General features: G+C 72.8%; 23 protein-coding genes. 13 read left to right on the top strand and 10 right to left on the bottom strand.

Features of this window, described 5'->3' with window-relative positions; all coding sequences use genetic code 11:
• Positions 1-5: 5 nt before the first annotated feature.
• Positions 6-509: an Asp23/Gls24 family envelope stress response protein gene (locus tag ACI2LY_RS00360; protein ID WP_393604195.1), complete on the bottom strand. Its 504-nt coding sequence runs from the start codon at positions 507-509 to the stop codon at positions 6-8.
• A 262-nt stretch (positions 510-771) separates the two neighbouring features.
• On the opposite strand from ACI2LY_RS00360, the gene ACI2LY_RS00365 reads away from it, so the two are divergent.
• The 5 genes from ACI2LY_RS00365 to ACI2LY_RS00385 all read left to right on the top strand — a co-directional run bounded on the left by ACI2LY_RS00365 (position 772) and on the right by ACI2LY_RS00385 (position 3,822).
• Complete coding sequence (locus tag ACI2LY_RS00365) at positions 772-1,392, top strand: RNA polymerase sigma factor (protein WP_404705121.1); 621 nt, start codon at positions 772-774, stop codon at positions 1,390-1,392.
• Positions 1,389-2,018: an Asp23/Gls24 family envelope stress response protein gene (locus ACI2LY_RS00370; protein WP_404705122.1), complete on the top strand. Its 630-nt coding sequence runs from the start codon at positions 1,389-1,391 to the stop codon at positions 2,016-2,018. Before ACI2LY_RS00365 ends, ACI2LY_RS00370 begins: the two co-directional genes overlap by 4 nt.
• Positions 2,011-2,361, top strand: a complete 351-nt coding sequence (locus ACI2LY_RS00375) for a hypothetical protein (protein ID WP_404705123.1) — start codon at positions 2,011-2,013, stop codon at positions 2,359-2,361. The genes ACI2LY_RS00370 and ACI2LY_RS00375 overlap by 8 nt, the downstream gene beginning before the upstream one ends.
• A 136-nt stretch (positions 2,362-2,497) precedes the next feature.
• On the top strand, positions 2,498-3,082 hold the full coding sequence (locus tag ACI2LY_RS00380) for a sigma-70 family RNA polymerase sigma factor (protein WP_086694527.1): 585 nt from the start codon (positions 2,498-2,500) through the stop codon (positions 3,080-3,082).
• Positions 3,079-3,822, top strand: coding sequence for an anti-sigma factor domain-containing protein (locus ACI2LY_RS00385; RefSeq protein WP_404705124.1), 744 nt, complete (start codon positions 3,079-3,081; stop codon positions 3,820-3,822). The genes ACI2LY_RS00380 and ACI2LY_RS00385 overlap by 4 nt, the downstream gene beginning before the upstream one ends.
• Positions 3,823-3,886: 64 nt before the next feature.
• Here the strand turns inward: ACI2LY_RS00385 and ACI2LY_RS00390 are convergent, their stop codons facing one another.
• The 6 genes from ACI2LY_RS00390 to ACI2LY_RS00415 all read right to left on the bottom strand — a co-directional run bounded on the left by ACI2LY_RS00390 (position 3,887) and on the right by ACI2LY_RS00415 (position 9,997).
• Entirely contained in the window at positions 3,887-4,690 is an 804-nt protein-coding gene (locus ACI2LY_RS00390) for a DUF1295 domain-containing protein (protein ID WP_404705125.1), read from the bottom strand.
• On the bottom strand, positions 4,687-5,991 hold the full coding sequence (locus tag ACI2LY_RS00395) for a class I SAM-dependent methyltransferase (protein WP_404705126.1): 1,305 nt from the start codon (positions 5,989-5,991) through the stop codon (positions 4,687-4,689). Before ACI2LY_RS00395 ends, ACI2LY_RS00390 begins: the two co-directional genes overlap by 4 nt.
• Positions 5,988-7,268: a class I SAM-dependent methyltransferase gene (locus ACI2LY_RS00400; protein WP_404705127.1), complete on the bottom strand. Its 1,281-nt coding sequence runs from the start codon at positions 7,266-7,268 to the stop codon at positions 5,988-5,990. The genes ACI2LY_RS00395 and ACI2LY_RS00400 overlap by 4 nt, the downstream gene beginning before the upstream one ends.
• Complete coding sequence (locus tag ACI2LY_RS00405) at positions 7,265-7,996, bottom strand: DUF1365 domain-containing protein (protein WP_404706440.1); 732 nt, start codon at positions 7,994-7,996, stop codon at positions 7,265-7,267. The genes ACI2LY_RS00400 and ACI2LY_RS00405 overlap by 4 nt, the downstream gene beginning before the upstream one ends.
• Positions 7,990-9,246 (bottom strand): NAD(P)/FAD-dependent oxidoreductase, encoded by a 1,257-nt coding sequence (locus ACI2LY_RS00410; RefSeq protein ID WP_404705128.1) that lies wholly within the window; start codon positions 9,244-9,246, stop codon positions 7,990-7,992. Before ACI2LY_RS00410 ends, ACI2LY_RS00405 begins: the two co-directional genes overlap by 7 nt.
• A 100-nt stretch (positions 9,247-9,346) precedes the next feature.
• Complete coding sequence (locus ACI2LY_RS00415) at positions 9,347-9,997, bottom strand: fasciclin domain-containing protein (protein WP_404705129.1); 651 nt, start codon at positions 9,995-9,997, stop codon at positions 9,347-9,349.
• Positions 9,998-10,502: 505 nt separating this feature from the next.
• On the opposite strand from ACI2LY_RS00415, the gene ACI2LY_RS00420 reads away from it, so the two are divergent.
• The 7 genes from ACI2LY_RS00420 (at position 10,503) to ACI2LY_RS00450 (ending at position 17,365) form a co-directional block, all read left to right on the top strand.
• On the top strand, positions 10,503-10,745 hold the full coding sequence (locus ACI2LY_RS00420) for a hypothetical protein (protein WP_388999861.1): 243 nt from the start codon (positions 10,503-10,505) through the stop codon (positions 10,743-10,745).
• 68 nt (positions 10,746-10,813) lie between these two features.
• Positions 10,814-11,038: a hypothetical protein gene (locus ACI2LY_RS00425; RefSeq protein WP_388999864.1), complete on the top strand. Its 225-nt coding sequence runs from the start codon at positions 10,814-10,816 to the stop codon at positions 11,036-11,038.
• Between the two features lie 150 nt (positions 11,039-11,188).
• Positions 11,189-12,049, top strand: coding sequence for a Rieske 2Fe-2S domain-containing protein (locus ACI2LY_RS00430; protein ID WP_404705130.1), 861 nt, complete (start codon positions 11,189-11,191; stop codon positions 12,047-12,049).
• A gap of 38 nt (positions 12,050-12,087) precedes the next feature.
• Positions 12,088-12,630, top strand: coding sequence for a DUF488 family protein (locus ACI2LY_RS00435; protein ID WP_404705131.1), 543 nt, complete (start codon positions 12,088-12,090; stop codon positions 12,628-12,630).
• Positions 12,627-13,439: a ribonuclease BN gene (locus ACI2LY_RS00440; protein WP_404705132.1), complete on the top strand. Its 813-nt coding sequence runs from the start codon at positions 12,627-12,629 to the stop codon at positions 13,437-13,439. Before ACI2LY_RS00435 ends, ACI2LY_RS00440 begins: the two co-directional genes overlap by 4 nt.
• 103 nt (positions 13,440-13,542) lie before the next feature.
• Entirely contained in the window at positions 13,543-15,615 is a 2,073-nt protein-coding gene (locus tag ACI2LY_RS00445; RefSeq protein ID WP_404705133.1) for a SpoIIE family protein phosphatase, read from the top strand.
• Between the two features lie 271 nt (positions 15,616-15,886).
• Positions 15,887-17,365, top strand: a complete 1,479-nt coding sequence (locus ACI2LY_RS00450; RefSeq protein WP_404705134.1) for a glutamate--cysteine ligase — start codon at positions 15,887-15,889, stop codon at positions 17,363-17,365.
• A 3-nt stretch (positions 17,366-17,368) separates the two neighbouring features.
• Here ACI2LY_RS00450 and ACI2LY_RS00455 read toward each other — a convergent pair whose 3' ends face one another.
• Complete coding sequence (locus ACI2LY_RS00455) at positions 17,369-18,127, bottom strand: beta-glucanase (protein WP_404706441.1); 759 nt, start codon at positions 18,125-18,127, stop codon at positions 17,369-17,371.
• 208 nt (positions 18,128-18,335) lie between these two features.
• Between ACI2LY_RS00455 and ACI2LY_RS00460 the strand changes: the two genes are divergently transcribed.
• Positions 18,336-19,205, top strand: coding sequence for a DMT family transporter (locus tag ACI2LY_RS00460; protein ID WP_404705135.1), 870 nt, complete (start codon positions 18,336-18,338; stop codon positions 19,203-19,205).
• A 59-nt stretch (positions 19,206-19,264) separates the two neighbouring features.
• On the opposite strand, the gene snpA (ACI2LY_RS00465) is transcribed toward ACI2LY_RS00460, so the two are convergent.
• Together snpA (ACI2LY_RS00465) and snpA (ACI2LY_RS00470) are read right to left on the bottom strand one after the other, a co-directional pair.
• Positions 19,265-19,936 carry a snapalysin gene (snpA, locus tag ACI2LY_RS00465; RefSeq protein WP_404705136.1) on the bottom strand — a complete coding sequence of 224 codons (672 nt, stop codon included), beginning with the start codon at positions 19,934-19,936 and terminating at the stop codon, positions 19,265-19,267.
• 219 nt (positions 19,937-20,155) lie between these two features.
• The gene (gene snpA, locus ACI2LY_RS00470; protein ID WP_404705137.1) at positions 20,156-20,824 is read right to left on the bottom strand and encodes a snapalysin; all 669 of its coding nucleotides are present in this window, start codon (positions 20,822-20,824) and stop codon (positions 20,156-20,158) included.
• Positions 20,825-20,929: the final 105 nt, after the last annotated feature.

Here is a 20,929-nt window from a genome sequence, read left to right on the forward strand (position 1 = left end):
CGGTGTCAGGCCACGCGGGACGTGGTCTCCGGGGTGCCGTCCTCGTCGTCGGGCAGGTGGACGTCGTTGATGGCGACGTTGACCTCGACGACCTCCAGGCCGGTGATCCGCTCGACGGCGTCGATGACGTTCTCCCGGACGTCGCGGGCGAGGTCGGCGATCGGGACGCCGTACTCCACGACCAGGTCGAGGTCGATGGCGGTCTGCCGCTCCCCCACCTCGACCTTGACGCCCCGGCCGACGTTGGAGCGGCCGCCGGGGACGCGGTCGCGGACCGCGCCGATGGTGCGGGACAGGCCGCCGCCCATGGCGTGCACGCCGGGGATCTCGCGTGCGGCCACTCCGGCGACCTTGACGACGACGACATCGGCGATGGAGGTCCGGCCGCGCGTGGCGGCGGGCTCGTCGGCTCCGGTGGCGCCGCCCGCGAGGGCCGTCGAGGACGGCTGCGGCTTGGTGGTGGCTCCCGCCGGGGCGATGCCGGTGGCGGGCGCGCTCTGGACGCTCATGACCAGGTCCTCTCGATGGGCCGTACTGCTGGTGTCGTTCCGTTGGACCCGGCCGGTCCACGACTGTGACGCGGATTCCCGGATTTTCTCCGCTGATGCCTCTCTTCCCCTCGCTGACGCGCCCCGCAACCTGCATCCACCTGGGTTTTCGTGCCTGAAGTAGCCGATGAGGGGCACGGCGGAGAGGGGGCGCGGCGGATACCGCGTCACAGAGCCGCCTTCGAGGTGTCGAAGAGGCAGGACGACGGAGAGGAGCCGCCCGGTGTCGGGGGCCCGTGGACAGATCGCGTATCCGGGACCGGAACGCGCGCCCGACGACACCCCGGCACGGGAGGCGACGGCGGCGCGCCCGGACGACGACCTCCTGACGGTGCGTGCGGCCGAGGGCGACGAGGAGGCGTTCGCCGTGCTGGTGCGCGAGCACGCCCCGGCGCTGGTCGGCCTCGCCACCCGGCTGCTGGGCGACCGCGCGGAGGCGGAGGACGCGGTGCAGGACGCCTTCATCAGCGCCTGGCGCAGGCTGCCGGAGTTCCAGCGGCGCTCCTCCTTCGGCACCTGGCTCTACCGCATCGTCACCAACCGCTGTCTGAACGTCCTCCGGGCGCGCAGACCGGTGACGTCGCTGGAGGCGGCCGGGGAGGTCGCGGCGCCGGAGTACGACTCCCCCGAGCGGATCACCGAGGCACGGGACGCGGTGCGCGGGATGCGCCGGGCGCTGGACGAGCTCTCGGCGGAGCAGCGGGCCTGCTGGGTGCTGCGCGAACTGGACGGACATTCCTACGAGTTCATCGCGGAGACGGTCGGCATCAGCCAGGAGGCGGTGCGCGCCCGCGTCTTCCGCGCACGACGCTGTCTGACACGAGCACTGGGGGCCTGGCGATGACCACGCACACCGACCCGCCCGACCGGTACACCGGGCCCGACGGCGACGACGAGCGGCTCGCCTGCGGGCGGCTGCTGTCCGGTGTCTGGGACGGCTGGGAGCAGGCCGATCCCGACCCGCACCGCGCCACCTGCCCGCACTGCAGGGACGCGGTCCGGGAGCTGACGCTGCTGGAGTCGACCGTACGGGAGCTGCGCGAGGAGACCGCCCCGGCGGAGACCGGCTACGATCCTTCGGCGCTGACCCGGCGGGTGATGGACGTGGTCCGGATGGAGCTGCGGCCGGGCCGTCCGGTGCCGCTCGGGGACGACGACGAGGACCTGTGGGTGATGGAGGCGGTCGCCGCGCGCACCCTGCGGGCGGCCGCCGAGACGGTCACCGGGGTCCGCGCGGGTTCGTGCCGGATCACCCCGCCGGACGCCTCCGGGCGGGGCGAGGTGACGGTGCGCCTGGAGGTGCACGCCCCGCTGGGCGTGCCGCTGGCGGAGGTGGCCGAGGAGGTACGGCGTCGGGTGGCCGAGGCGGCCCGGCTGCGGCTGGGGCTGCGGCCCGCGTCGGTGGACGTCCGGATCGTCGACCTCGTGGACGCTCCGGCCGGATTCGAGGAAGGGCCGGGCGATGACTGACCGCGCGCTGCGCACCACGCTCACCGGGGAGATCGCCGCGGCCGTGGAGGCGGTGCCGGGGGTGGCGTTCCTGCGGCCGGGCCTCGGCGGGCGGCTGCGCTCGGCGCTGCCCCGCGGCGCGAGCGCGGCCGACGGCGGCCGGGCGGTGCCCGCCGGGGTGCGGCTGACCCGGCCGGACGGGGCCGGGCCGTGGCGGGTGGAGATCCATGTCGTGGCGCGCGGGCACGTGCACACGCTCGACGTGGCCCGCGCCGTCGCACGTGCCGTCGAGGGGCGGCTGGCCGGGCTGCTGCCCGGTGAGCAGCCGCCGAAGGCCACCGTGACCGTCACCGGGCTGGTCTGAGTCCGGCCCCGGTACCCGTCGTCGTTATTCGTCCGGGTGACCAATCCGCGGCCGTCCTGGCCTCGGATTACGCGGGGACGACTCTCACGGAACGACGTGAGAGCCCCGCCCCGGCGCAACGTTGGAGAGGACAGTTGTGAAGGAAGCCGTCTACATCGGCAGGAACCCGGCAGCGGAACCGGACTTGCAGCAGTTGCTGCACGAGGTGGCCCTGGGAGACCAGGAGGCGTTCGCCTCGGTCTACGACACGGTCGCCGGTCCGGTGCTCGGGGTCGTCCGGGCGGTGCTGCGGGACCTGGCCCAGTCGGAGGAGGTGGCCCAGGACGTGCTGGTGGAGGTCTGGCGTACCGCTCCGCGCTACCGGCCCGACCGGGGTACCGCGATCAACTGGATCCTGACGCTCGCGCACCGGCGCGCGGTGGACCGCGTCCGCTCGGTGGAGGCGGCCGCCGCCCGTGACACCAAGGCGGCGCTGCTGGACCGTACGCCGGAGTACGACGAGGTGACCGAGCAGGTGGAGTCCCGGCTGGAGCAGGAGCAGGTGCGGCGCTGTCTGCGTACGCTGACCGACCTCCAGCGGCAGTCGGTGACGCTCGCCTACTACCGGGGGCTGACCTACCGGGAAGTCGCGGAGGCGCTCGCGCTGCCGCTCGGCACCGTCAAGACACGACTGCGCGACGGCCTCATCCGGCTGCGCGACTGCCTGGGGGTGACCGCGTGACCATGACCGATCCACACACGCTGACGGGTGCCTACGCGCTGCACGCGCTGCCCGACGACGAGCGTGCCGATTTCGAGCGCCATCTGTCCGGCTGCCCGTCCTGCGCCCGTGAGGTGGAGGAGTTCGAGGCGGCCGCTGCCCGGCTGGCGCTGGCCGCTTCCGCGCCGGTGCGCCCGGCGATGCGGGAGGAGGTGCTGCACCGCGTCGGCTCGGTGCGCCAGCTCACCCCCGGCACCACGCCGGTGGAGCGGGTGCGCCGCAGCAAGGGCGCGGGCCCGGCCCGCTGGGCGCTGGCCGCGTGCGTCGCGGCGGCCGCCGTGTTCGGCGGTACGGCGGCGTGGCAGTGGGAGCGCGCGCAGGACGCCCAGCAGCGGGCGGCGCAGGCGGAGCGGCAGTCGTCCGAGCTGGCCGGGGTGCTGGCGGCGCCGGACGCCAAGTCCCGCACGGTGAAGGTGGCGGGCGGTACCGGCACGGTGGTGGTGTCCGCCGAGCGGGACCGCGCGGTGTTCGTGTCGTCGAAGATGCCCGAGCCGCCGAAGGGCAAGGTGTACCAGCTCTGGTTCGACGACGCCGGCACGATGCGCAACGCCGGTCTGATGGACCCGGCACGCGCCAGCCAGTCGGTGCTGATGAAGGGCGCGGTGGACGGCGCCTCGGGTGTCGGAGTGACGGTGGAACCGGCGGGCGGCTCGGCCAAGCCGACCAGCGCCCCGGTGACGGTGCTGAGCATGCCGTCGTAGACGGAGAGCAGCGAAGGAGGGGAGCCCCGGATCACCGGGGCTCCCCTCCTTCGTTGTCACGGCGTCAGCCGCGCGGGGGCAGCGGGAAGAAGCCGCTGGTGCGGGCCGCGTACTCCTCCCAGCCGGGGCGGCCGGACATGCGGCGCTCCAGCAGGCGCTTGCCGCTGCCGTTGATCAGCAGATAGCTCATCACCAGCGGCGAGATGAACGAGACCACGGCGGGGGCGGCGCCGCCGTCGCAGGCGACGAGGAACAGGCCCCACCAGACGCAGAAGTCGCCGAAGTAGTTGGGGTGCCGGGTGTAGCGCCACAGGCCGCGGTCCATGATGCGGCCCTGGTTGGCGGGGTCGGCCTTGAAGCGGGCCTTCTGGGCGTCGCCGACGGCCTCGAAGAAGATGCCGACCGCCCACAGGGCCGTACCCAGCCAGGCGAGCCAGGAGACGGGGCCGGTCGCGTACTGGGCGGCCTGCACCGGCAGGGAGACCAGCCAGACCAGGGCGCCCTGGAGCAGGTAGATCATGCGGAACGCGTACAGGTTGCGGTTGCCCGACGCCTTGTCGAGCAGTTCCTCGTAGCGCGGGTCCTCGCCGTGGCCGCGGCCGCGCCGCCCGATGTGGACGGCGAGCCGGAGGCCCCAGACGACGGTGAGGGCGGTGACGAGGGCCCGGCGGGCGAGATCTCCCTCGCCCGCCGACGCGCCGAACGTGGCCAGGGCGACCACCGCGAAGGCGGCTCCCCAGGCGATGTCCACGATCCGGTGCATGCCCTTGCGGACGGCGATGGCGAAGGTGATCACCATGACGCCGAGCGCGGTGAGCGCCGCCCAGCCGAGGTTCGCCGCGAACGCGCCCCAGGCGAAGCCGCTCACACCAGCTCCCGGTACCAGTCGGCGGCCTCGGAGAGGTCCAGCCCGCTGGCGCCCTCGCGGTCCCGGCGCACGGAGAGGATCTGGTCCACGCCCATCCGGCCCTCCTCGAAGGCGAGCGCCCCGCCGACCAGGTACAGCCGCCACACCCGGGCGGTCTCGGTGCCGACCAGGGCGACGACCTCGTCCCAGCGCTGCTCCAGGGTCTGGTGCCAGGCGGCGACGGTGCGCACGTAGTGCTCGCGCATCGACTCCGTCGACCGCACCTCGAGACCGGCCGCCTCCAGGAGGCCGACGGTGTCCCCGAGGGGCCGCATGTGCATGTCGGGCGCGATGTACGCCTCGATGAACGCGCCGCCGCCCGGCGCGTTGGCGCCCCGGGACATCTGCTGCACCAGCACCCGGCCCTCGGGGCGGACCATGCGGTGCAGGGCGGCGGCGAAGGCGGGGTACTCGTCGTCGCCGACGTGCTCGCCCATCTCGATCGTGGACACCGCGTCGTAGCCGGAGCCGGTGATGTCGCGGTAGTCCTGGCACACCACCTCCACCCGGTCCTCGAGCCCGCGTTGGCGTACCTGCTCGCGGACGTACGCGGCCTGTTCGCGGGCCAGGGTGACGGCGGTGACCTGGGCCTTGTGCTGTTCCGCGGCGTACAGGGTGAGCGAGCCCCAGCCGCAGCCGATGTCGAGCAGCCGGGCGCCGGGGGTGAGGCCGAGCTTGCGGCAGATCAGCTCCAGCTTGGCGCGCTGGGCGTCGGCGGGGTCCATCTCCTCGGCGGTCCAGTAGCCGCAGGAGTAGGCCATGGTGTCGTCGAGGAGGAGGCGGTAGAAGTCGTTGGACAGGTCGTAGTGGTGGCTGATGGCGGCGCGGTCGCGGGCCTTGGTGTGCCGGTCGCCGCGCAGCCGGGCCTGGGAGGCGGGCACGGGCGGGCGGGGGCCGATCGCGCCGAGCCGTGCGGCCTCCCCGACGGCGCGGGCGCGGTCGGCCAGGGTGAGGCGCGGGGCGTGCGCGCCGCGTTCGCGACCGGCGGCCCAGACGGTGCGCAGTCCCTCGGCGAGGTCGCCCTCGACGTCGAGTTCGCCGGTGATGTACGCCTGGGCGAGGCCGAGTTCACCGGGCTGCCAGAGCAGGCGGCGCAGGGCGCGGCGGGAGCGCAGTACGACGACGGGGGTGCCGGACGGGCCGGTCTCGCTGCCGTCCCACGCGCGCAGCCGGACCGGCAGCGGGACCCCGAGCGCGTCTTCGACGAGCGCGGCCAGCCGGTGCGCGGCGCCGGTGCGGACGGGGGTGCGGAGGTCGGTCATCGAGTGGGCTCCTTGGTGAGCAGGTACTGCTGGACGTCGAGGTAGCCGGAGCGGAATCCGGCCTCGGAGTAGGCGAGGTAGAAGGTCCACAGGCGGCGGAAGACGTGGTCGAAGCCGAGGTCGTCGACGTCCTCGGCGCGCTCGGTGAACCGTTCCCGCCACAGGCGCAGGGTCTCGGCGTAGTGCGCGCCGAAGGCGTCGCGGCGGGTGACGCTCAGCCCGGTGTGCTCGCGCACGGTCTGGTCGACGGCCTCGACGGAGGGCAGCAGGCCGCCGGGGAAGATGTACTTCTGGATCCAGGTGTGGGTGTCGCGGGAGGCGAGCATCCGGTCGTGCGGCATGGTGATGGCCTGGAGGGCGACCCGGCCGCCGGGGGCGAGGCGCTCGTCGAGGGTGCGGAAGTAGACGGGCCAGAACTCGGCGCCGACCGCCTCGATCATCTCCACGCTGACGATGGCGTCGTAGGTGCCCTCGGCCTCGCGGTAGTCGCAGAGTTCGATGGCGACCCGGTCGGCGAGGCCCGCCTCGCGCACCCGCTGCCGGGCGAGGTCGCGCTGTTCGCGGGAGAGGGTCAGCGAGGTGACGTGGGCGCCGCGGGCGGCGGCGCGCAGGGCGAGTTCGCCCCAGCCGGTGCCGATCTCCAGCAGCCGGGTGCCCTCGCCGACCTCGGCGAGGTCGAGCAGCCGGTCGATCTTGCGGTGCTGGGCGGCGGGGAGCAGGGCGTGCTCGGCTGGGAAGCCGCGGAAGACGGCGGACGAATAGGTGAGGGTGTCGTCCAGGAAGAGGGCGAAGAGGTCGTTGGACAGGTCGTAATGGGCGCTGATGTTGTCGCGGGAGCCGGTCGTGGTGTTGCGCTGGGCGGCGGGCTGGCGCAGCGCCCACAGGCGGCGCAGGCGTTGCAGCGGGGCGGGGACGAGTTCGGCGGCGTGGGAGGCGAGCACGGTGAGCGCGCCGACCAGGTCGGGGGCGTCCCACTCCCCCGCCATGTACGACTCGCCGAAGCCGATCAGGCCCGTGGTGCCGATGCGGGCGTGGAAGGCGTCCGGGTCCCGCACCTCTATGAGCGGTCCGCCCTGGCCCAGGGTGGTGCCGTCGGGGAACCGGACCCAGAGCGGCAGCCCGCCTAGGGCGTGCCGTACGACGGCGGCGGCGACGGTACGCACCGGCCGGGACGCCTTGGGCACGGCGGCCACGTCGGGCCAGCGGCCGGCGTCCACCGGGGCCGGGACCGAGGCGGCGTCGGTCCTGGTCGTGGGGCGGGGGTGGGCTGTGGTCATGTGGCGTTCTCCGGGTCGTGGCGGACCTGGCGCGGTTGCACCGGCAGGCCCCTGAGGAACAGGCGGATGCCGTGGAAACGGATGGCGGCCGACACCGCGAGGGTCGACCAGGGGTGGCGCAGGGACAGACGCAGCAGCGCGCCCGGGGTGGCCGGGCGACGGGTTCCGTGGACGGTCGCGGTGAAGGGCGGGCTGCCGGGTCTGTCCAGGCGCAGGGAGAGCTGGAGGCGGTCGCCGGGCAGCGGGAGCCGCATGTGGTAGCGGCCGTCCACCGGATAGAAGGGCGAGACGTAGAACTCCTTGTCCACGTCCGCCTTTCCGGCCGCGTCGGTGTGCAGCAGGTAGGCGTGGCGGCCGCCGTAGGTGTTGTGGACCTCGGCGACCACGCAGCGGGGGCTGCCGTCGCGGTCGTGGCACCAGTACAGGGTGAGGGGGTTGAAGACATGGCCGAGGACGCGCGCGTGGGTGAGCATCATGACGCGGCCCCCGTCGAGGTCGATGCCGTGCTCGGCGAGGAAGCCGTCGAGCGCGGCCCGGATCGAGGGGGCGCGGCCGGTGAAGTGGTCGCGGGCCCGGAACCGGGCCAACGGGCGCAACAGCAGGGGCAGTTCGGGTATGTGGTCGGTGTCGATGAGCCACATGTAGGTGCGGTGGCGCAGGGCGTGGTGGATGGGGGCGCGGCGGGTGTGCCGGACCACGCACGGATAGAGGGCGGGCGTGCTCACCAGGTCACCCCCAGGGCCTGCGCGGCCGCGACCCCGCTGCGGCAGCCGTCCTCGTGGAACCCCCAGCCGTGGTAGGCGCCGGCGAACGCGGTGACGGAGGTGGCGAGTTCGGGCAGCCGCTGCTGCGCGGCGACCGACTCCGGGGTGTAGACGGGGTGTTCGTAGTTCATCCGGGCGAGGACGCGTGCGGGGTCGACGCGGTCCTCGCCGCCGAGGGTGACGAGGTAGCGCGGGGAGGCGTCGAGACGCTGGAGCCTGTTCATGTCGTAGGTGACGCGTACCCGGTCCGAGCCCGCCGAACAACTCGGCATGAGGTAGTTCCAGGAGGCACGGGCGCCGGGGGCCCTCGGCAGCAGGGCGGCGTCGGTGTGCAGCAGGGTGGTGTTGTGGGAGTAGCGGAAGGCGCCCAGCACCTCCTTCTCGTCGGCGGAGGCGTCGCCGAGCAGCCGGAGCGCCTGGTCGGGGTGGACGGCGACGACGACGTGGTCGTAGGAGTCGGTGGTGCCGTCCTGGGTGGTGATGTCCACGCCGTCGGCGTGCCGCAGGATGCTGCGGACCGGGGCGCTGGTGCGGACCTCCTGCACCTCGGCCGCGACCCGGTCGACATAACTGCGTGAGCCGCCGGTCACGGTGCGCCACACGGGTGAGCCGGTGACGGAGAGCATGCCGTGGTGGGCGAGGAACCGGAAGAGGTAGGCGGCCGGGTAGTGCTGCGCGGTCTCGGCGTCGCAGGACCAGACGCAGGAGACCAGCGGGGTCATGAAGTGGGCCCGGAAGTACGGGGAGAAGCCCGACCGGTCCATGAACTCGCCCAGCGTCATCGTGGAGTGGCCCTGGTGCTCCAGCAGGGCGCGGGCGGCCCGGTGGAAGGCGGGGACCTCGGCGAGCATGCGCAGGTAGGCCGGGCGCAGGACGTTGCGGGGCTGGGCGAGCAGGCCGCGGGCGCCGCGCGCACCGGCGTACTCGAGGCCGCAGCCCTCGCAGCGCACCGACATGCTCATCTCCGACTCCTGCGTGGCGACGCCGAGTTCACGGAAGAGGCGGAGCAGGTTCGGGTAGGTGCGCCGGTTGTGCACGATGAAACCGGAGTCGACCCGGTCGATGCGGCCGTCCGGGGCTATGAGGTCGTGCGTGTGGGCGTGGCCGCCGAGGCGGTCGTCCGCCTCGTAGAGGGTGACGTGGTGGGCCCGGCGCAGCACGTGGGCGGCGGTGAGTCCGGCGACTCCGCTGCCCACGACGGCGGTTCGGCGCATCGTGCGTTCCCTTCCGGGGAGTTGGGCTTCTGAGTGGGGAAAGGGCTGTGCGCCCGCCCGCTCCGGGGACGCCGGAGCGGGCGGGCGCTGCCGGGTGGGGTCAGCTCTTGGGCATCAGGACGGTGTCGATGATGTACACGTTGGCGTTGGCGGTCTTGACGTTGCCGCAGACGACCTTGGCGGTGTCGTTGACGGTGTAGGACTCGCCGGAGCCGGAGGTCATCAGCTTCGACTTCTCGAGGGTGTCGAAGGAGCCGTTCTCCAGGTCCTTGGGCGCGAGCTTCTGGCCGACGACGTGGTAGGTCAGGATCTTCGTCAGCTGGGCCTTGTCGTTGAGGATCTTGTCCAGGGTCGCCTTCGGGATCTTGTTGAAGGCGTCGTTGGTCGGCGCGAACACCGTGATGTTCTGGGCGTTGTTGAGGGTGTCGACCAGACCGGCCTTCTTCACCGCGGTGACCAGGGTGGACAGCGCCGGGTTGTTGGAGGCGGCGGTGGCGACCGGGTCCTTGGCCATGCCGTCGAACGAACCGGCGCCGTTCTTCGGCACGGAGGAACAGGCGGGGCCGAAGGGCTGGTCCATGGAACCGGCGTCCATGCTCTTGCTCGCCATGGGCGAGGAGGCGGCGGCGGAGGCCGAGGAGCCGGAGTTGTCCTTGGCGTCGCTGGAGGAGCAGGCGCTCAGCGCGAGCGGCAGCACGGCGGCGGCGGCGAGAGTGACGGCGGCACGGCGGGTGCGGGTGGTGGTCATCATTTCTCTGTCATCTCCTGAGGATGGCGCGTGGCGGGTGCCGCGCTGAGGGGTGTCGCGCTGAGGGGTGTCGCGGTAACAGCTGATCCGGGGTGGGGGGAGTTCTCCGGCGCGGGGGCGGCCCGTACGGCCAGGGTGCCGGTGGAGTCGGGGCTGCTCGCGGCAGTCGGCGCCCCGACTCCTCCGAAGAGCGGGCCCCCGGCGGCCCCCACCGCCGGGTTCCGGTCCACCGGCGCGGCCGAGCCCACGAGGGGCCGGCGCGGCGCGCGCGGCGCGCAGCGCGCCGGGGCGGCCGGCGATCGGTGGTCCCACTCTTCATCCCTCACATGGGGAATCCGGATCTGCTGCGGAAGCGGATTGGTCACTCCCCCGATCAGGTGAAATAAAGATCGAAACCCATCCGCCGAGCCCCTGGCCTCGGATACTCCCGCCTCCGGCCTCGGCTACGGGTACCTCCGGTCCGGGTCCACGAGAGGCGCCCTCCGGCCGCCGCGCTTACGATCCCCACGTGGCAGACATTCCCGACAGCCTCATCGCCCTGGAACGGTCCGCCGAGGTGGAGCGCGCCAAGCTGGCCGGTCTCACCGGGAGCGAGTACGACGCCCAGCGGCGCCGCTGGCGCACGGCTTATGACGCCGTGTGCGCGGCCATCGCCGAGCGGTCGGACCGGACCGGTGAGGACCGCTGCGCGCTGGAGCGGGAGGTCCAGGAGGCGGTGCGGCACGCCCACGAGGACCCTGCCGTGGAGTAGCGCCCGGACCGGGCCGACTCGGAGCACTCCGGCATGCGGCGTCCACGGTCCTGGGCCACCCTCGGGACATGGCCCCGGACATGCCCGTCGTGATCTACCCGCCCGCCCCGGACGGGGGCAGGCGGGTGCGGGTCGGGGACCGGTTCGTCGGCATGGCCTACACGGTGCTGGACGTCGTGGAGTTCCTGCGCCGGGCCGGGCCGGAGGGCCTGGCGTCGGTGGAGGAGGCGGACGTCGTGAGCGCGGGGTGGGTCGAGTGGCGGGGCGCGGGTCCACGGGAGTGGCCCCGCTGAACACGGGAACCGGCCCCTGCCGACGGCGAACCGCCGTCCCAGCGGCCCGAGATGCTCGGGCGCGGGCAGCCCGGTCCAGGTGAGAGCGCGAGCCGGTGCACCCCCGGGTCACCGGCCCGTCAGGTCCGAACGCTATGAGGAGCGAGTGTCATGCCCAAGCAGATCGAGCACGTCATCAGGGACATCGAGGACCGCACCGCGCTCGACGCCCTCACCGGTCCGGCCGCCGGTCTGGTGAACAGGGTGACCCAGCCGACCGCCGTCAAGAACGCGCTCTCCGGTACCTGGCTGGGCCACGCGCTGCACCCGGTGCTCACCGATGTGCCCATCGGCGCCTGGGGCATGGCCACGCTGCTGGACCTGACGGCGGGCGAACGCGGGGCCCGGGCGGCTCGCAGGCTCGTGGGCTTCGGCCTGCTCGCCGTGGTACCGACGGCCGCGACCGGCGCCTCCGACTGGGCCGACACCATCGGGGGCACCCAGCGGGTCGGCCTGGTCCACGGCATGCTCAACAGCGCGGCGACGGTGTTGCAGACCGCGTCCTGGGTGGTCCGGCTGACCGGGCGGCGGCGCGCCGGAGCCGTGCTGAGCGGGGTGGGCCTGGGCCTGACCGGCGCCTCCGCCTACCTGGGCGGACACCTCTCCTACGTCAACGGCATCGGCGTCAACCACACGGCGTTCGAGGAGCCGACGGGCAAGTGGACGGACGTGGCGGCGCTGACCGCGCTGGAGGAGGGCAAGCCGCTGCGGGTGGACGCGGCCGGTGTGCCGGTGGTGCTGGTGCGGCACGGCGGGAAGGTGGACGCCCTGTCGGCCACCTGTACGCACGCCGGTGGCCCGCTGGACGAGGGCGAGGTCGACGCGGACGGCTGCATCCACTGCCCGTGGCACGGCAGCGCGTTCCGCCTGTCGGACGGCGAGGTCACGCGTGGCCCGGCGTCGGTCGCCCAGCCCGACTGGGACGTCAAGATCTCCCAGGACCGGGTGCTGGTGCGGGCCGCGAACGCCTGAACCGGCCCTGTGGACGGCTCGGGTGAGGCGGCGCCGGGATGACCAACCGCATCCGCACGGTGGGGCACTCCACCCGTGACTTCGACGAGCTGGTGACGATGCTGCGGAACAACGGCATCACCCATCTGGTGGATGTGCGCTCGTTCCCGTCGTCGCGGAAGTACCCGCAGTGGAACCGGGCGGCCATCGAGGAGGCGCTGCCGCCCGACATCGAGTACCGCTGGCTACCGGGACTGGGCGGGCGGCGGCACACGCCCAAGGACGTCCCGACACCCAACGGCGCCTGGCGGGTCAAGGCGTTCCGGGACTACGCGGACCACATGGCCACGGACGAGTTCCAGGAGGGGCTGGCCGAACTCCTGGAACTGGCCGAGCACGGCAGCCCCGCCATCATGTGCAGCGAGGCGGTGCCCTGGCGCTGCCACCGCAGGCTCATCACGGACGCCCTGCTGGTGGCGGGCGCGGACGTGGAGCACATCATGTCGGCGACGAGTACGAGACCGGCGTCGCTGAACGAGCACGCGCATGTCGAGGACGGACATCTCACCTACCCGCCACCGCCCGGCGGGGACGGACCGTGAGCCGGGTCCGGCACGGCCTGGACCGCGCCTGGGAGTGGCTCGCCCTGCACGTCCTGATCCGGCGCGGCCGCGAGCTGGAACTGCTGCACCGGGCCATGGGGTTCGCCACCCTCGCCCTGGTGACGCTGGCCCCGCTGCTGATCGTGGTCGCCGCCGCCGACCCGCTGGTGCGCGGCGGTTTCTCGTCCTGGCTGTCGGACGGCATGGGGCTGTCCGGGCGGTCGGCGAAGCTGCTCACCGATGTGTTCAGCCCGCCGCGCGAGGTCATCGGCACCACCAGCGCGTGGAGCATCCTGATGCTCGCCGTGTTCGGGGTGTCCTTCGGCGGCAGTGTGCAGAACGCCTTCGAGCGGATCTGGGGGCTGGCGGCCGGGCCGTGGCACCGGGTGTGGCGGCAGGCGACCTGGCTGGTGGTGCTGATGGCGTACCTGTACCAGGAGGTGCAGACGGGGACGACGATGCAGGGGTTCTCCCGGATCTTCCTGACCACGGTGACCACGGTGTTCTTCTTCTGGTGGGGCCCGTGGTTCCTGCTGGGCGGCCAGATCCGCTGGCGGGATCTGCTGCCGGGCGCGGTCGCCAGCGTGCTGGGGCTGGCCGGGCTGCGCGCCTTCTCCACGCTGGTGTTCACCCCGCTGATCGTGACCAACGCGCTGAGCTACGGGGCGGTCGGCACCGTGCTGGTGGTGTCGTCCTGGCTGATCGGCGTGGGGTTCGTGGTGTACGGGGGCGCGCTGTTCGGCCGCTGGTTCACCGAGCACCACTGGGTGCCCTCGCACGAGGACCAGCACCGCGACGAGGAGGGGTGACCGGGCCGTCCCGGTGGGCGTGTGCGGGCGGCGGGGGCAGCATGGAGGGGTACCGGTCCCGAGCCGTCGGGCGATGCCCGTGCCGGTGGGTGGAGGTGGCGGGATGGCAGTGGACTCCTTCCGGTCCGACGAGGAGCACGACGCCGGGGAACCCCGGCCGACGGGGCTGCTGGACCTGCTGAGCGTGGCCGCGGTGGTCCTGGACACCCGCGGACGCATCGTCTTCTGGACCCCGCAGGCGGAGGAACTCTTCGGCTGGTCCGCCGAGGAGGCGCTCGGTTCCGAGGCGGGCAAGCTGCTGGTCTCGCCGGGGCGGATCAAGTCGGCGGTACGGCTGTTCAGCGAGGTGCTCGCCACCGGCCAGGGCTGGGCGGGCGCCTTCCCGGTACGGCACAAGGACGGCTCCAGCCGGTTGACGGAATTCCGCACCATGCGGCTGCTCGACGACGAGGGCGAGGTGTACGCGCTCGGCATCGCCGCCGACCGGGGCCTGCTCCAGCGGGTGGAGACCGACCTCGCGCTGTGCGAGCGGCTGATCTACCAGTCCCCCATCGGTCTCGCCCTGCTCGATCCGGACCTGAGGTTTCTGCTGGTCAATCCGGCGCTGGAGCGGATCGACGGCATGCCCGCCGCCGAGCACGTGGGCCGGAGCCTGCGCGAGGCGCTGCCGCTGACGGACGTGGACACCGTGGAGTCGGCGCTGCGCCAGGTCCTCACCACCGGCACCCCGCTGCTGGACCAGTACCACGTGGGCCGCCCGCGCAACGATCCCGGACAACAGCACGCCTGGTCGCTGTCCTTCTACCGGCTGGAGGACCCCGGCGGCCGGGTGCTGGGCGCCGCCGTCTCCGTCGTGGACGTCACCGAACGGCACCAGGCGGCCGGGGAGGCGGACCGGGCGCGCAGACGGCTGGCGGTCATCGCGGACGCCTCCGCGCGGATCGGCACCACGCTGGAGGTGGAGCGCACCGCCCGTGAGCTGGCCGAGGTCGCGGCGCCGGTGCTGGCGGACGTGGTCGCGGTGGACGTACTCGACTCGGCGCTGGCCTGCCGCCGGATGAGCAGCCCGGACGACGGCCCGGAGCTGTTCCGGGCGCTCGCCCTGAAGGCGGCGCATCCCACGGTGGCGACGCACGCCGCCGATCCGCCGGGCGACCTGGCCGCCTACGCCGGGGACCGGCTGGTCACGCTGTGCGTGCACACCGGGCGCCCGGTGCTGGTCCCGCACGTGCAGCCCGCCGACCTGCCGCGGATCGCGCGGGACGCGGACGGCGAGGCGCTGCTGGCCGAGGCGGGCGTGCACTCGTATCTGGCGGTGCCGCTGATCGCGCACGGCGAGGTGCTGGGCGCGCTGGACCTGAAGCGGACCCGTAATCCGCTACCGTTCGACGAGGACGACGTGGTGCTGGCCGCCGAGATCGCGGGCCGGGCCGGGGTGGCGATCGACAACGCGCGCTGGTTCCAGAGCGTGCGCAACACCGCGCTCACCCTGCAGCGGAGCCTGCTGCCCGACCACTCCCCCCGGCACACCGGCCTGGAGGTGGCCTCCCGGTACGAGCCCGCGCAGGCCACCAGCGAGGTCGGCGGCGACTGGTACGACGTGATCCCGCTGGCGGACGACCGGACCGCCCTGGTGGTGGGCGACGTGATGGGCAACGGCATCGACGCGGCCGCCACCATGGGCCGCCTGCGCACCGCGACCTGCGCCTACGCCGACCTGGACCTGGCCCCGGAGGCGGTGCTGCGGCATCTGGACAAGATCACCTGCGATCTGGAGCACTACATCGTCACCTGTCTGTACGCGGTGTACGACCCCGCCACCAACCGGTGCACGGTCGCCAACGCCGGACATCTGCCGCCCGCCCTGGCCCGGCCCGGCCGGGCGCCGACGTTCCTGGACCTGCCCACCGCCGCGCCGCTCGGGGTGGGCGGGGTGCCGTTCGAGGCGGCCACCGTGCCGATGGAGCCCGGCGATCTGCTGGTGCTGTACACGGACGGGCTGGTGGAGACCCGGCAGCACGCCATCGACGAGCGGCTGGAGGCACTGCTGTCCCTGCTGGGCGAGCCCGGCCCCTCGCTGGAGGAGGTCTGCGACCGCCTAGTGCACGGCCTGCGCCACCCCGACGACCACGACGACGTGGCCCTGCTGCTCGCACGGGTGGTGGACAACGCGTAAGGGCCTGTCCGGCGGATCAAGGCGCGGACGCGGGGTCTGGCACGCCCATCTGCGGCGTTGTCGTCACTCGCCGACGCTCCGCGTCGACTCCCTCCTCCGCCTTGCACCTGGACGCACCAGACCCCGCTCACCTGGGTCGATCGGCGCCGCCGCTTCCCCGCACCTTGATCCGCCGGACAGGCCCTAGCCGCCGTCCGTCGCGTGGTGGGGTGCGGTGGGTGGTGCGACTCTTAGGTGCACAGGTGTTGGAGGAGGGAATCCAGGAGGGCCGATGGGACGGGACGTCCCGGCGCTCGTCTTCACCCGCGAGGACCGCCGCCGGTACCGCTTCAAGATGCAGGAGTGCCTCGACGCGTTCGCCCAGATGCTGCGCGAGTCACGCTTCGACAGCGACCGGCCGCGGGTCGGTCTGGAGATCGAGCTGAACCTCGTGGACGCCGACGCCGAGCCCGCGATGCGCAACAGCGATGTGCTGGAGGCGATCGCGGACCCGTCCTGGTCGACGGAGCTGGGCCGGTTCAACCTGGAGATCAACGTGCCTCCGCGTCGGCTGACGGCGGGCGGTCCGGACGCCTGGGAGGACGAGATCCGGGCGGCCCTCAACCACGCCGAGGACCGGGCCCGTACGGTCGGCGCGCGACTGGTGACGGTCGGCATCCTGCCCACGCTGCGCCAGGCGGACATCGGGGTGGCCGCGCTGTCGGAGAACCCGCGCTACCAACTGCTCAACGACCAGGTGTTCGCGGCCCGCGGCGAGGACCTGCGCATCGAGGTGGACGGCGTGGACCGGCTGCGCACCTACGCGGACACGATCACCCCGGAGGCGGCCTGCACCAGTACCCAGTTCCATCTCCAGGTCTCCCCGGAGGACTTCGCGGGCTACTGGAACGCGGCGCAGGCCATCGCGGGGGTGCAGGTGGCGCTGGCGGCGAACTCGCCGTTCCTGTTCGGCAAGGAGCTGTGGCACGAGACGCGTATCCCGCTGTTCGAGCAGGCGACCGACACCCGGCCGGAGGAGATCAAGGTGCAGGGGGTGCGACCGCGGGTGTGGTTCGGGGAGCGGTGGATCACCAGCGTCTTCGACCTGTTCGAGGAGAACCTGCGCTACTTCCCGGCCCTGCTGCCGCTGTGCGACGAACAGGACCCGGCGGAGACGCTGGACCGGGGGGACATTCCGGAGCTGGCCGAGCTGACCCTGCACAACGGCACCATCTACCGCTGGAACCGCCCGGTGTACGCGGTCGCGGACGGCCGCCCGCATGTCCGGGTGGAGAACCGGGTGCTGCCCGCGGGCCCGACCGTCGCGGACACCCTCGCCAACGGTGCCTTCTACTACGGCCTGACGCGGGCCCTGGTGGAGGAGGACCGGCCGGTGTGGTCGCGGATGTCGTTCTCGGCGGCGGAGGAGAACCTGCACACGGCGGCCCGGCACGGCATCGAGGCCCTGCTGTACTGGCCGGGCATGGGCGAGGTGCCGGTGCCGGAACTGGTGCTGCGCAGGCTGCTGCCGCTGGCGCACCGGGGTCTGGAGCTGTCCGGCATGGACGCGGCGTGGCGGGAGCCGCTGCTCGGCATCATCGAGCAGCGGTGTGTCACGGCCCGCAACGGCGCGGTGTGGCAGAAGGAGACGGTGCGGAGGCTGGAGGACACCACGCACGCCAGCCGCCACGAGGCGCTGCGCCGGATGACGGAGCTGTACATCGACTACATGCACCTCAACGCCCCGGTGCACACCTGGCCGGTGGACTGAGGCTCAGGACTCCGCCCGCTCTTCCTCCGCCTCTCTCCCCTCGGCAGCGGCGAGGGCGGAGTTCGGGCGGCGGACGACGAGTCGGCTCACCGTGTAGGACATCTCCGTGGTCTCGCGGCGGGGCGGCGGGTGGTAGCGGCCGCCGCAGACGGACAGGTTGACGATGATGGAGGCGTGCCAGCCGCGTCCGGTGCCGCGCTGGTCGGCGAAGACGCGTCTGCCGTTGACCCACCAGACGACCGAGCGGGTGCCGAACTCGGTGCGCAGGTCGACCCAGGCGCCGGGGCTGATCATGTCGTCGCGGAAGTAGCGGTTGCTGCCGCGCACGTGGTTGGTGAACTCCAGCAGGTCGGGGTTGTCCGGGTGGTACTCGAAGACGTCGACCTCCTGGCCGCCGTCCCGCCAGGTCCAGATGGCGGGCCAGGCGCCGATCTCGCGGGGCAGCCGGACGCGGGCCTCCAGGACGTCGCCGGTGCGGAGCTGGAAGCCGTCCGGGCTGCCCTCGGTGGTGAGCAGCCCGGTGTTCCACCGGCCGTCGGATCTGCGTCTGGCCCGGAAGACGCCCGAGCGGCTGTAGGCGGGGTCGGCCACCAGGTAGTCGAGTTTGTCGTCGCCCGGGTTGACCGGGCCGCCGTCGGGATAGGCCCAGGAGCGGCCCGCCACCCACTGCCGTTCGGACGTGAAGTCGGCGGTGAACACCACGTCGGAAGCGGCGGCGGACCGCGGACCGGGAAGGGGGCTGCCCGCATTCGGTTCGTGCATGTCCGTCATGTCCGTGTTCTCTCCGTCCAGCGACGCGCCATGCGCCCAGACCCGGACATCAGCGCAGAAAGAACCCGAACGAGTGAATACGGGCCGAGGCTTCGGCCAGAGCCTCGCGCGGACGGGTGTGCGCGGCGGCGGTCCAGCGGCGCACGGGGCAGGGCTTTCGTAGGCTTTTCATAGGCTTTACGCAGGCGGGAGAACCTCAGTGATCGAACTGGCCGCGGCCTTCGCCGTCGCGGGTGCCGCGAGCAACGCCATGGGCACGGCGTTCCAGCGCAAGGCGGCCTCCACCAGCGAACGCAGCGGCCTGAAGCTGCTGGCGGAGCTGGTGCGCCGCCCGGCCTGGGTGCTGGGCATGGCCGGGGTGGTCGGCGCGGCGGTGTTCCAGAGCCTGGCGCTGGTCAACGGGCCGCTGGCGCTGGTGCAGCCGCTGTTCATCCTGGAGCTGCCCTTCGCGCTGCTGATCGTCGGCCCACTGCTGCACCGGCATCTGCCCCGCTACGGCTGGTGGGGGGTCGGCGGGGTGGTGGTGGGCCTGGCCGTGCTGCTGGCGGCGGCCGCGCCGCACGGCGCGGGCGACCAGGCGCCGCTGACCCGCTGGGTCCCGGCGCTGGTGCTGGGCGTCGGAACGATCGTCGTGGTCGTGCTGCTGGCCCGGCACGAGCGTCCGGCCACCGGCCGCGCCGCCCTGCTGGCCACAGGGTCGGCGATCGCCAACGCGCTGACGGCCGCTCTGCTGAAGTCGGCCACGGGCACGTTCGCCGACGAGGGCTTCGAGGCGTTCCTCACGTCCTGGCAGACGTACGGCTTCGCGCTGGCGGGCGCCGCGGCGGTGCTGCTGCTGGAGAACGCGCTGCAGGCGGGCCCGCTGGCCGCCGCCCAGCCCGCTCTGACCATCGGGGACGCGGTGGTCAGCCTGGCGTTGGGCATCTTCCTGTTCCATGAGCGCATCCGCACCGGCTGGTGGCTCGTCCCGGAGGCGCTGGGCGCGATCCTCATCGTCGGGGGTGTGCTGGTGCTGAGCCGGGCGGTGCAGAACCTCATCGAGCGCCCGCCGCCCGGCTCGGACGACTGAACACGCGCTGTGGGCCGTCGTCCGGGACGACGGCCCACAGGCGTGCGGGGGGGGAAGCGTCAGCGGTCCTGGTTCACCTTCGCCAGCGCCTTGGCGAGCCCGTTGGCCCACAGCTGGTTGACGCGGGAGCGCTCGGCGGCGTTCGGGTAGCGGTTGGTGCAGGAGGTGCCGGGGCCGCCGCCGGACATCAGCTCGCTGCACGGGCCGCTGTAGTGGTCGGGCAGACCGAGCACATGGCCGGTCTCGTGCGCGGTCACCCGGATCGAGTCGTACTGCTGGTTCTGCGCGTAGTCGAGGAAGACGTAGCCCCGGCCGTGGCCGTCGGTGGAGGCGTACGAGCCGCGCGAGTCGTTGCCCTCGCGGTAGGAGAAGTTGCCGGTGCCGGTGGTCGAGGCGAGCTTGACGTTGGAGACCGAGCTGTTCCAGATCGACGTGGAGCTCGATATCTGCGAGCGGAAGCTCGGCGCCTGGCTGGCGTTGTAGTAGACGGTGACGGCCTTGAGGCTCGGGTTCTCGGCCCGCTGCTCGGCGACCGACTTCAGCACGGCGTCGAAGAACGCCTTGGTGTTCGCCGACTCCTGCGCCGAGCCGGTGTACCCGGCGTGCGGGGCGGCGACGGGCGCGGGCTGGGCGGCGGCGGGGGTGGTGGCGCCGAGCGCGGCGGCGGCCACGCCGAGACCGAGGGCGAGGAGGGATCTGACGGTCTTGGCGGACGTACGGGACGACGTCATGTGGGGTCCTCGTTTCGTACGTGGGGGGCCGTCCGTATGGGGGTGAACGGCCGGTTGCCCATGAGTCTCGGGCAGGTCAACGGCGTCCGGATGATGGCAAGTTGGGATAGTGGCGCCCTATCACCCAGCCATCACCGGTACCACGCACGACGGACCGCGGACCGTCGCGTGGGGGGCGACGATCCGCGGTCCGGTGTTCCTGCCGGGCGCGCTGAAGGGTCAGCGGGCCTGGTTCACCTTGGCCAGGGCCTTGGCGAACCCGTTGGCCCAGAGCTGGTCGACCTGGGCGCGCTCATTGGCGTCCGGGCTGGAGTTGGTGCAGGACGGGCCGGGGCCGCCGCCGGACATCAGCTCGCTGCACGGGCCCTCGTAGTGGTCGGGCAGGCCGAGCACGTGGCCGGTCTCGTGGGTGGTGACGCGGACCGAGTCGTACTGCTGGTTCTGGGCGTAGTCCAGGAAGACGTAGCCGCTGCCGTGCCCGTCGGTGGAGGCGTACGAGCCGCGGGAGTCGTTGCCCTCGCGGTAGGAGAAGTCGCCGGTGCCGGAGGTGGCCGACAGCTTGACGTTGGAGACGGAGCTGTTCCAGATGGAGGCGGCGCTCGCTATCTGCGAGCTGAAGGTCGGCGCGGCCGACGGGTTGTAGGTGACGGTGACCGACTGCAGGCCGGGGTTGGCGGCCTGCTTCTCGGCGACCGACTTCATGACCGCGTCGAAGAACGCCTTGTTGTTCGCCGACTCCTGGGCCGAGCCGGTGTATCCGGCGTGGGCGGCGACGGGGGCGGGCTGGGCGGACGCCGGGGCGGCGGCACCGAACGTGGCGGCGGCCACGCCGAGACCGAGGGCGACGAACATTCTGGTGGTCTTCGCGGGCATGCTGGAGGACGACATGTGGGGTGCTCCTCTTTTCGATGCGTGTGGGGGTCGCCGTCGTTCGAGTGGGGGTGAACGACCGGCTGCCTCCGAGTCTTGGATAGATCAACAGCCCCCGGCTAA

It is taken from the genome of Streptomyces sp. NPDC002176 (assembly GCF_044903645.1).
Classification (GTDB): Bacteria; Actinomycetota; Actinomycetes; order Streptomycetales; family Streptomycetaceae; genus Streptomyces.

Coding starts and splice junctions, on each gene's coding strand:
- ACI2LY_RS00360 (WP_393604195.1), bottom strand. CDS start 509: ATGAGCGTCCAGAGCGCGCCCGCCACCGGCATCGCCCCGGCGGGAGCC.
- ACI2LY_RS00370 (WP_404705122.1), top strand. CDS start 1,389: ATGACCACGCACACCGACCCGCCCGACCGGTACACCGGGCCCGACGGC.
- ACI2LY_RS00375 (WP_404705123.1), top strand. CDS start 2,011: ATGACTGACCGCGCGCTGCGCACCACGCTCACCGGGGAGATCGCCGCG.
- ACI2LY_RS00395 (WP_404705126.1), bottom strand. CDS start 5,991: ATGACCGACCTCCGCACCCCCGTCCGCACCGGCGCCGCGCACCGGCTG.
- ACI2LY_RS00400 (WP_404705127.1), bottom strand. CDS start 7,268: ATGACCACAGCCCACCCCCGCCCCACGACCAGGACCGACGCCGCCTCG.
- ACI2LY_RS00410 (WP_404705128.1), bottom strand. CDS start 9,246: ATGCGCCGAACCGCCGTCGTGGGCAGCGGAGTCGCCGGACTCACCGCC.
- ACI2LY_RS00415 (WP_404705129.1), bottom strand. CDS start 9,997: ATGATGACCACCACCCGCACCCGCCGTGCCGCCGTCACTCTCGCCGCC.
- ACI2LY_RS00425 (WP_388999864.1), top strand. CDS start 10,814: ATGGCCCCGGACATGCCCGTCGTGATCTACCCGCCCGCCCCGGACGGG.
- ACI2LY_RS00430 (WP_404705130.1), top strand. CDS start 11,189: ATGCCCAAGCAGATCGAGCACGTCATCAGGGACATCGAGGACCGCACC.
- ACI2LY_RS00435 (WP_404705131.1), top strand. CDS start 12,088: ATGACCAACCGCATCCGCACGGTGGGGCACTCCACCCGTGACTTCGAC.
- ACI2LY_RS00445 (WP_404705133.1), top strand. CDS start 13,543: ATGGCAGTGGACTCCTTCCGGTCCGACGAGGAGCACGACGCCGGGGAA.
- ACI2LY_RS00450 (WP_404705134.1), top strand. CDS start 15,887: ATGGGACGGGACGTCCCGGCGCTCGTCTTCACCCGCGAGGACCGCCGC.
- ACI2LY_RS00455 (WP_404706441.1), bottom strand. CDS start 18,127: ATGCACGAACCGAATGCGGGCAGCCCCCTTCCCGGTCCGCGGTCCGCC.
- snpA (WP_404705136.1), bottom strand. CDS start 19,936: ATGACGTCGTCCCGTACGTCCGCCAAGACCGTCAGATCCCTCCTCGCC.
- snpA (WP_404705137.1), bottom strand. CDS start 20,824: ATGTCGTCCTCCAGCATGCCCGCGAAGACCACCAGAATGTTCGTCGCC.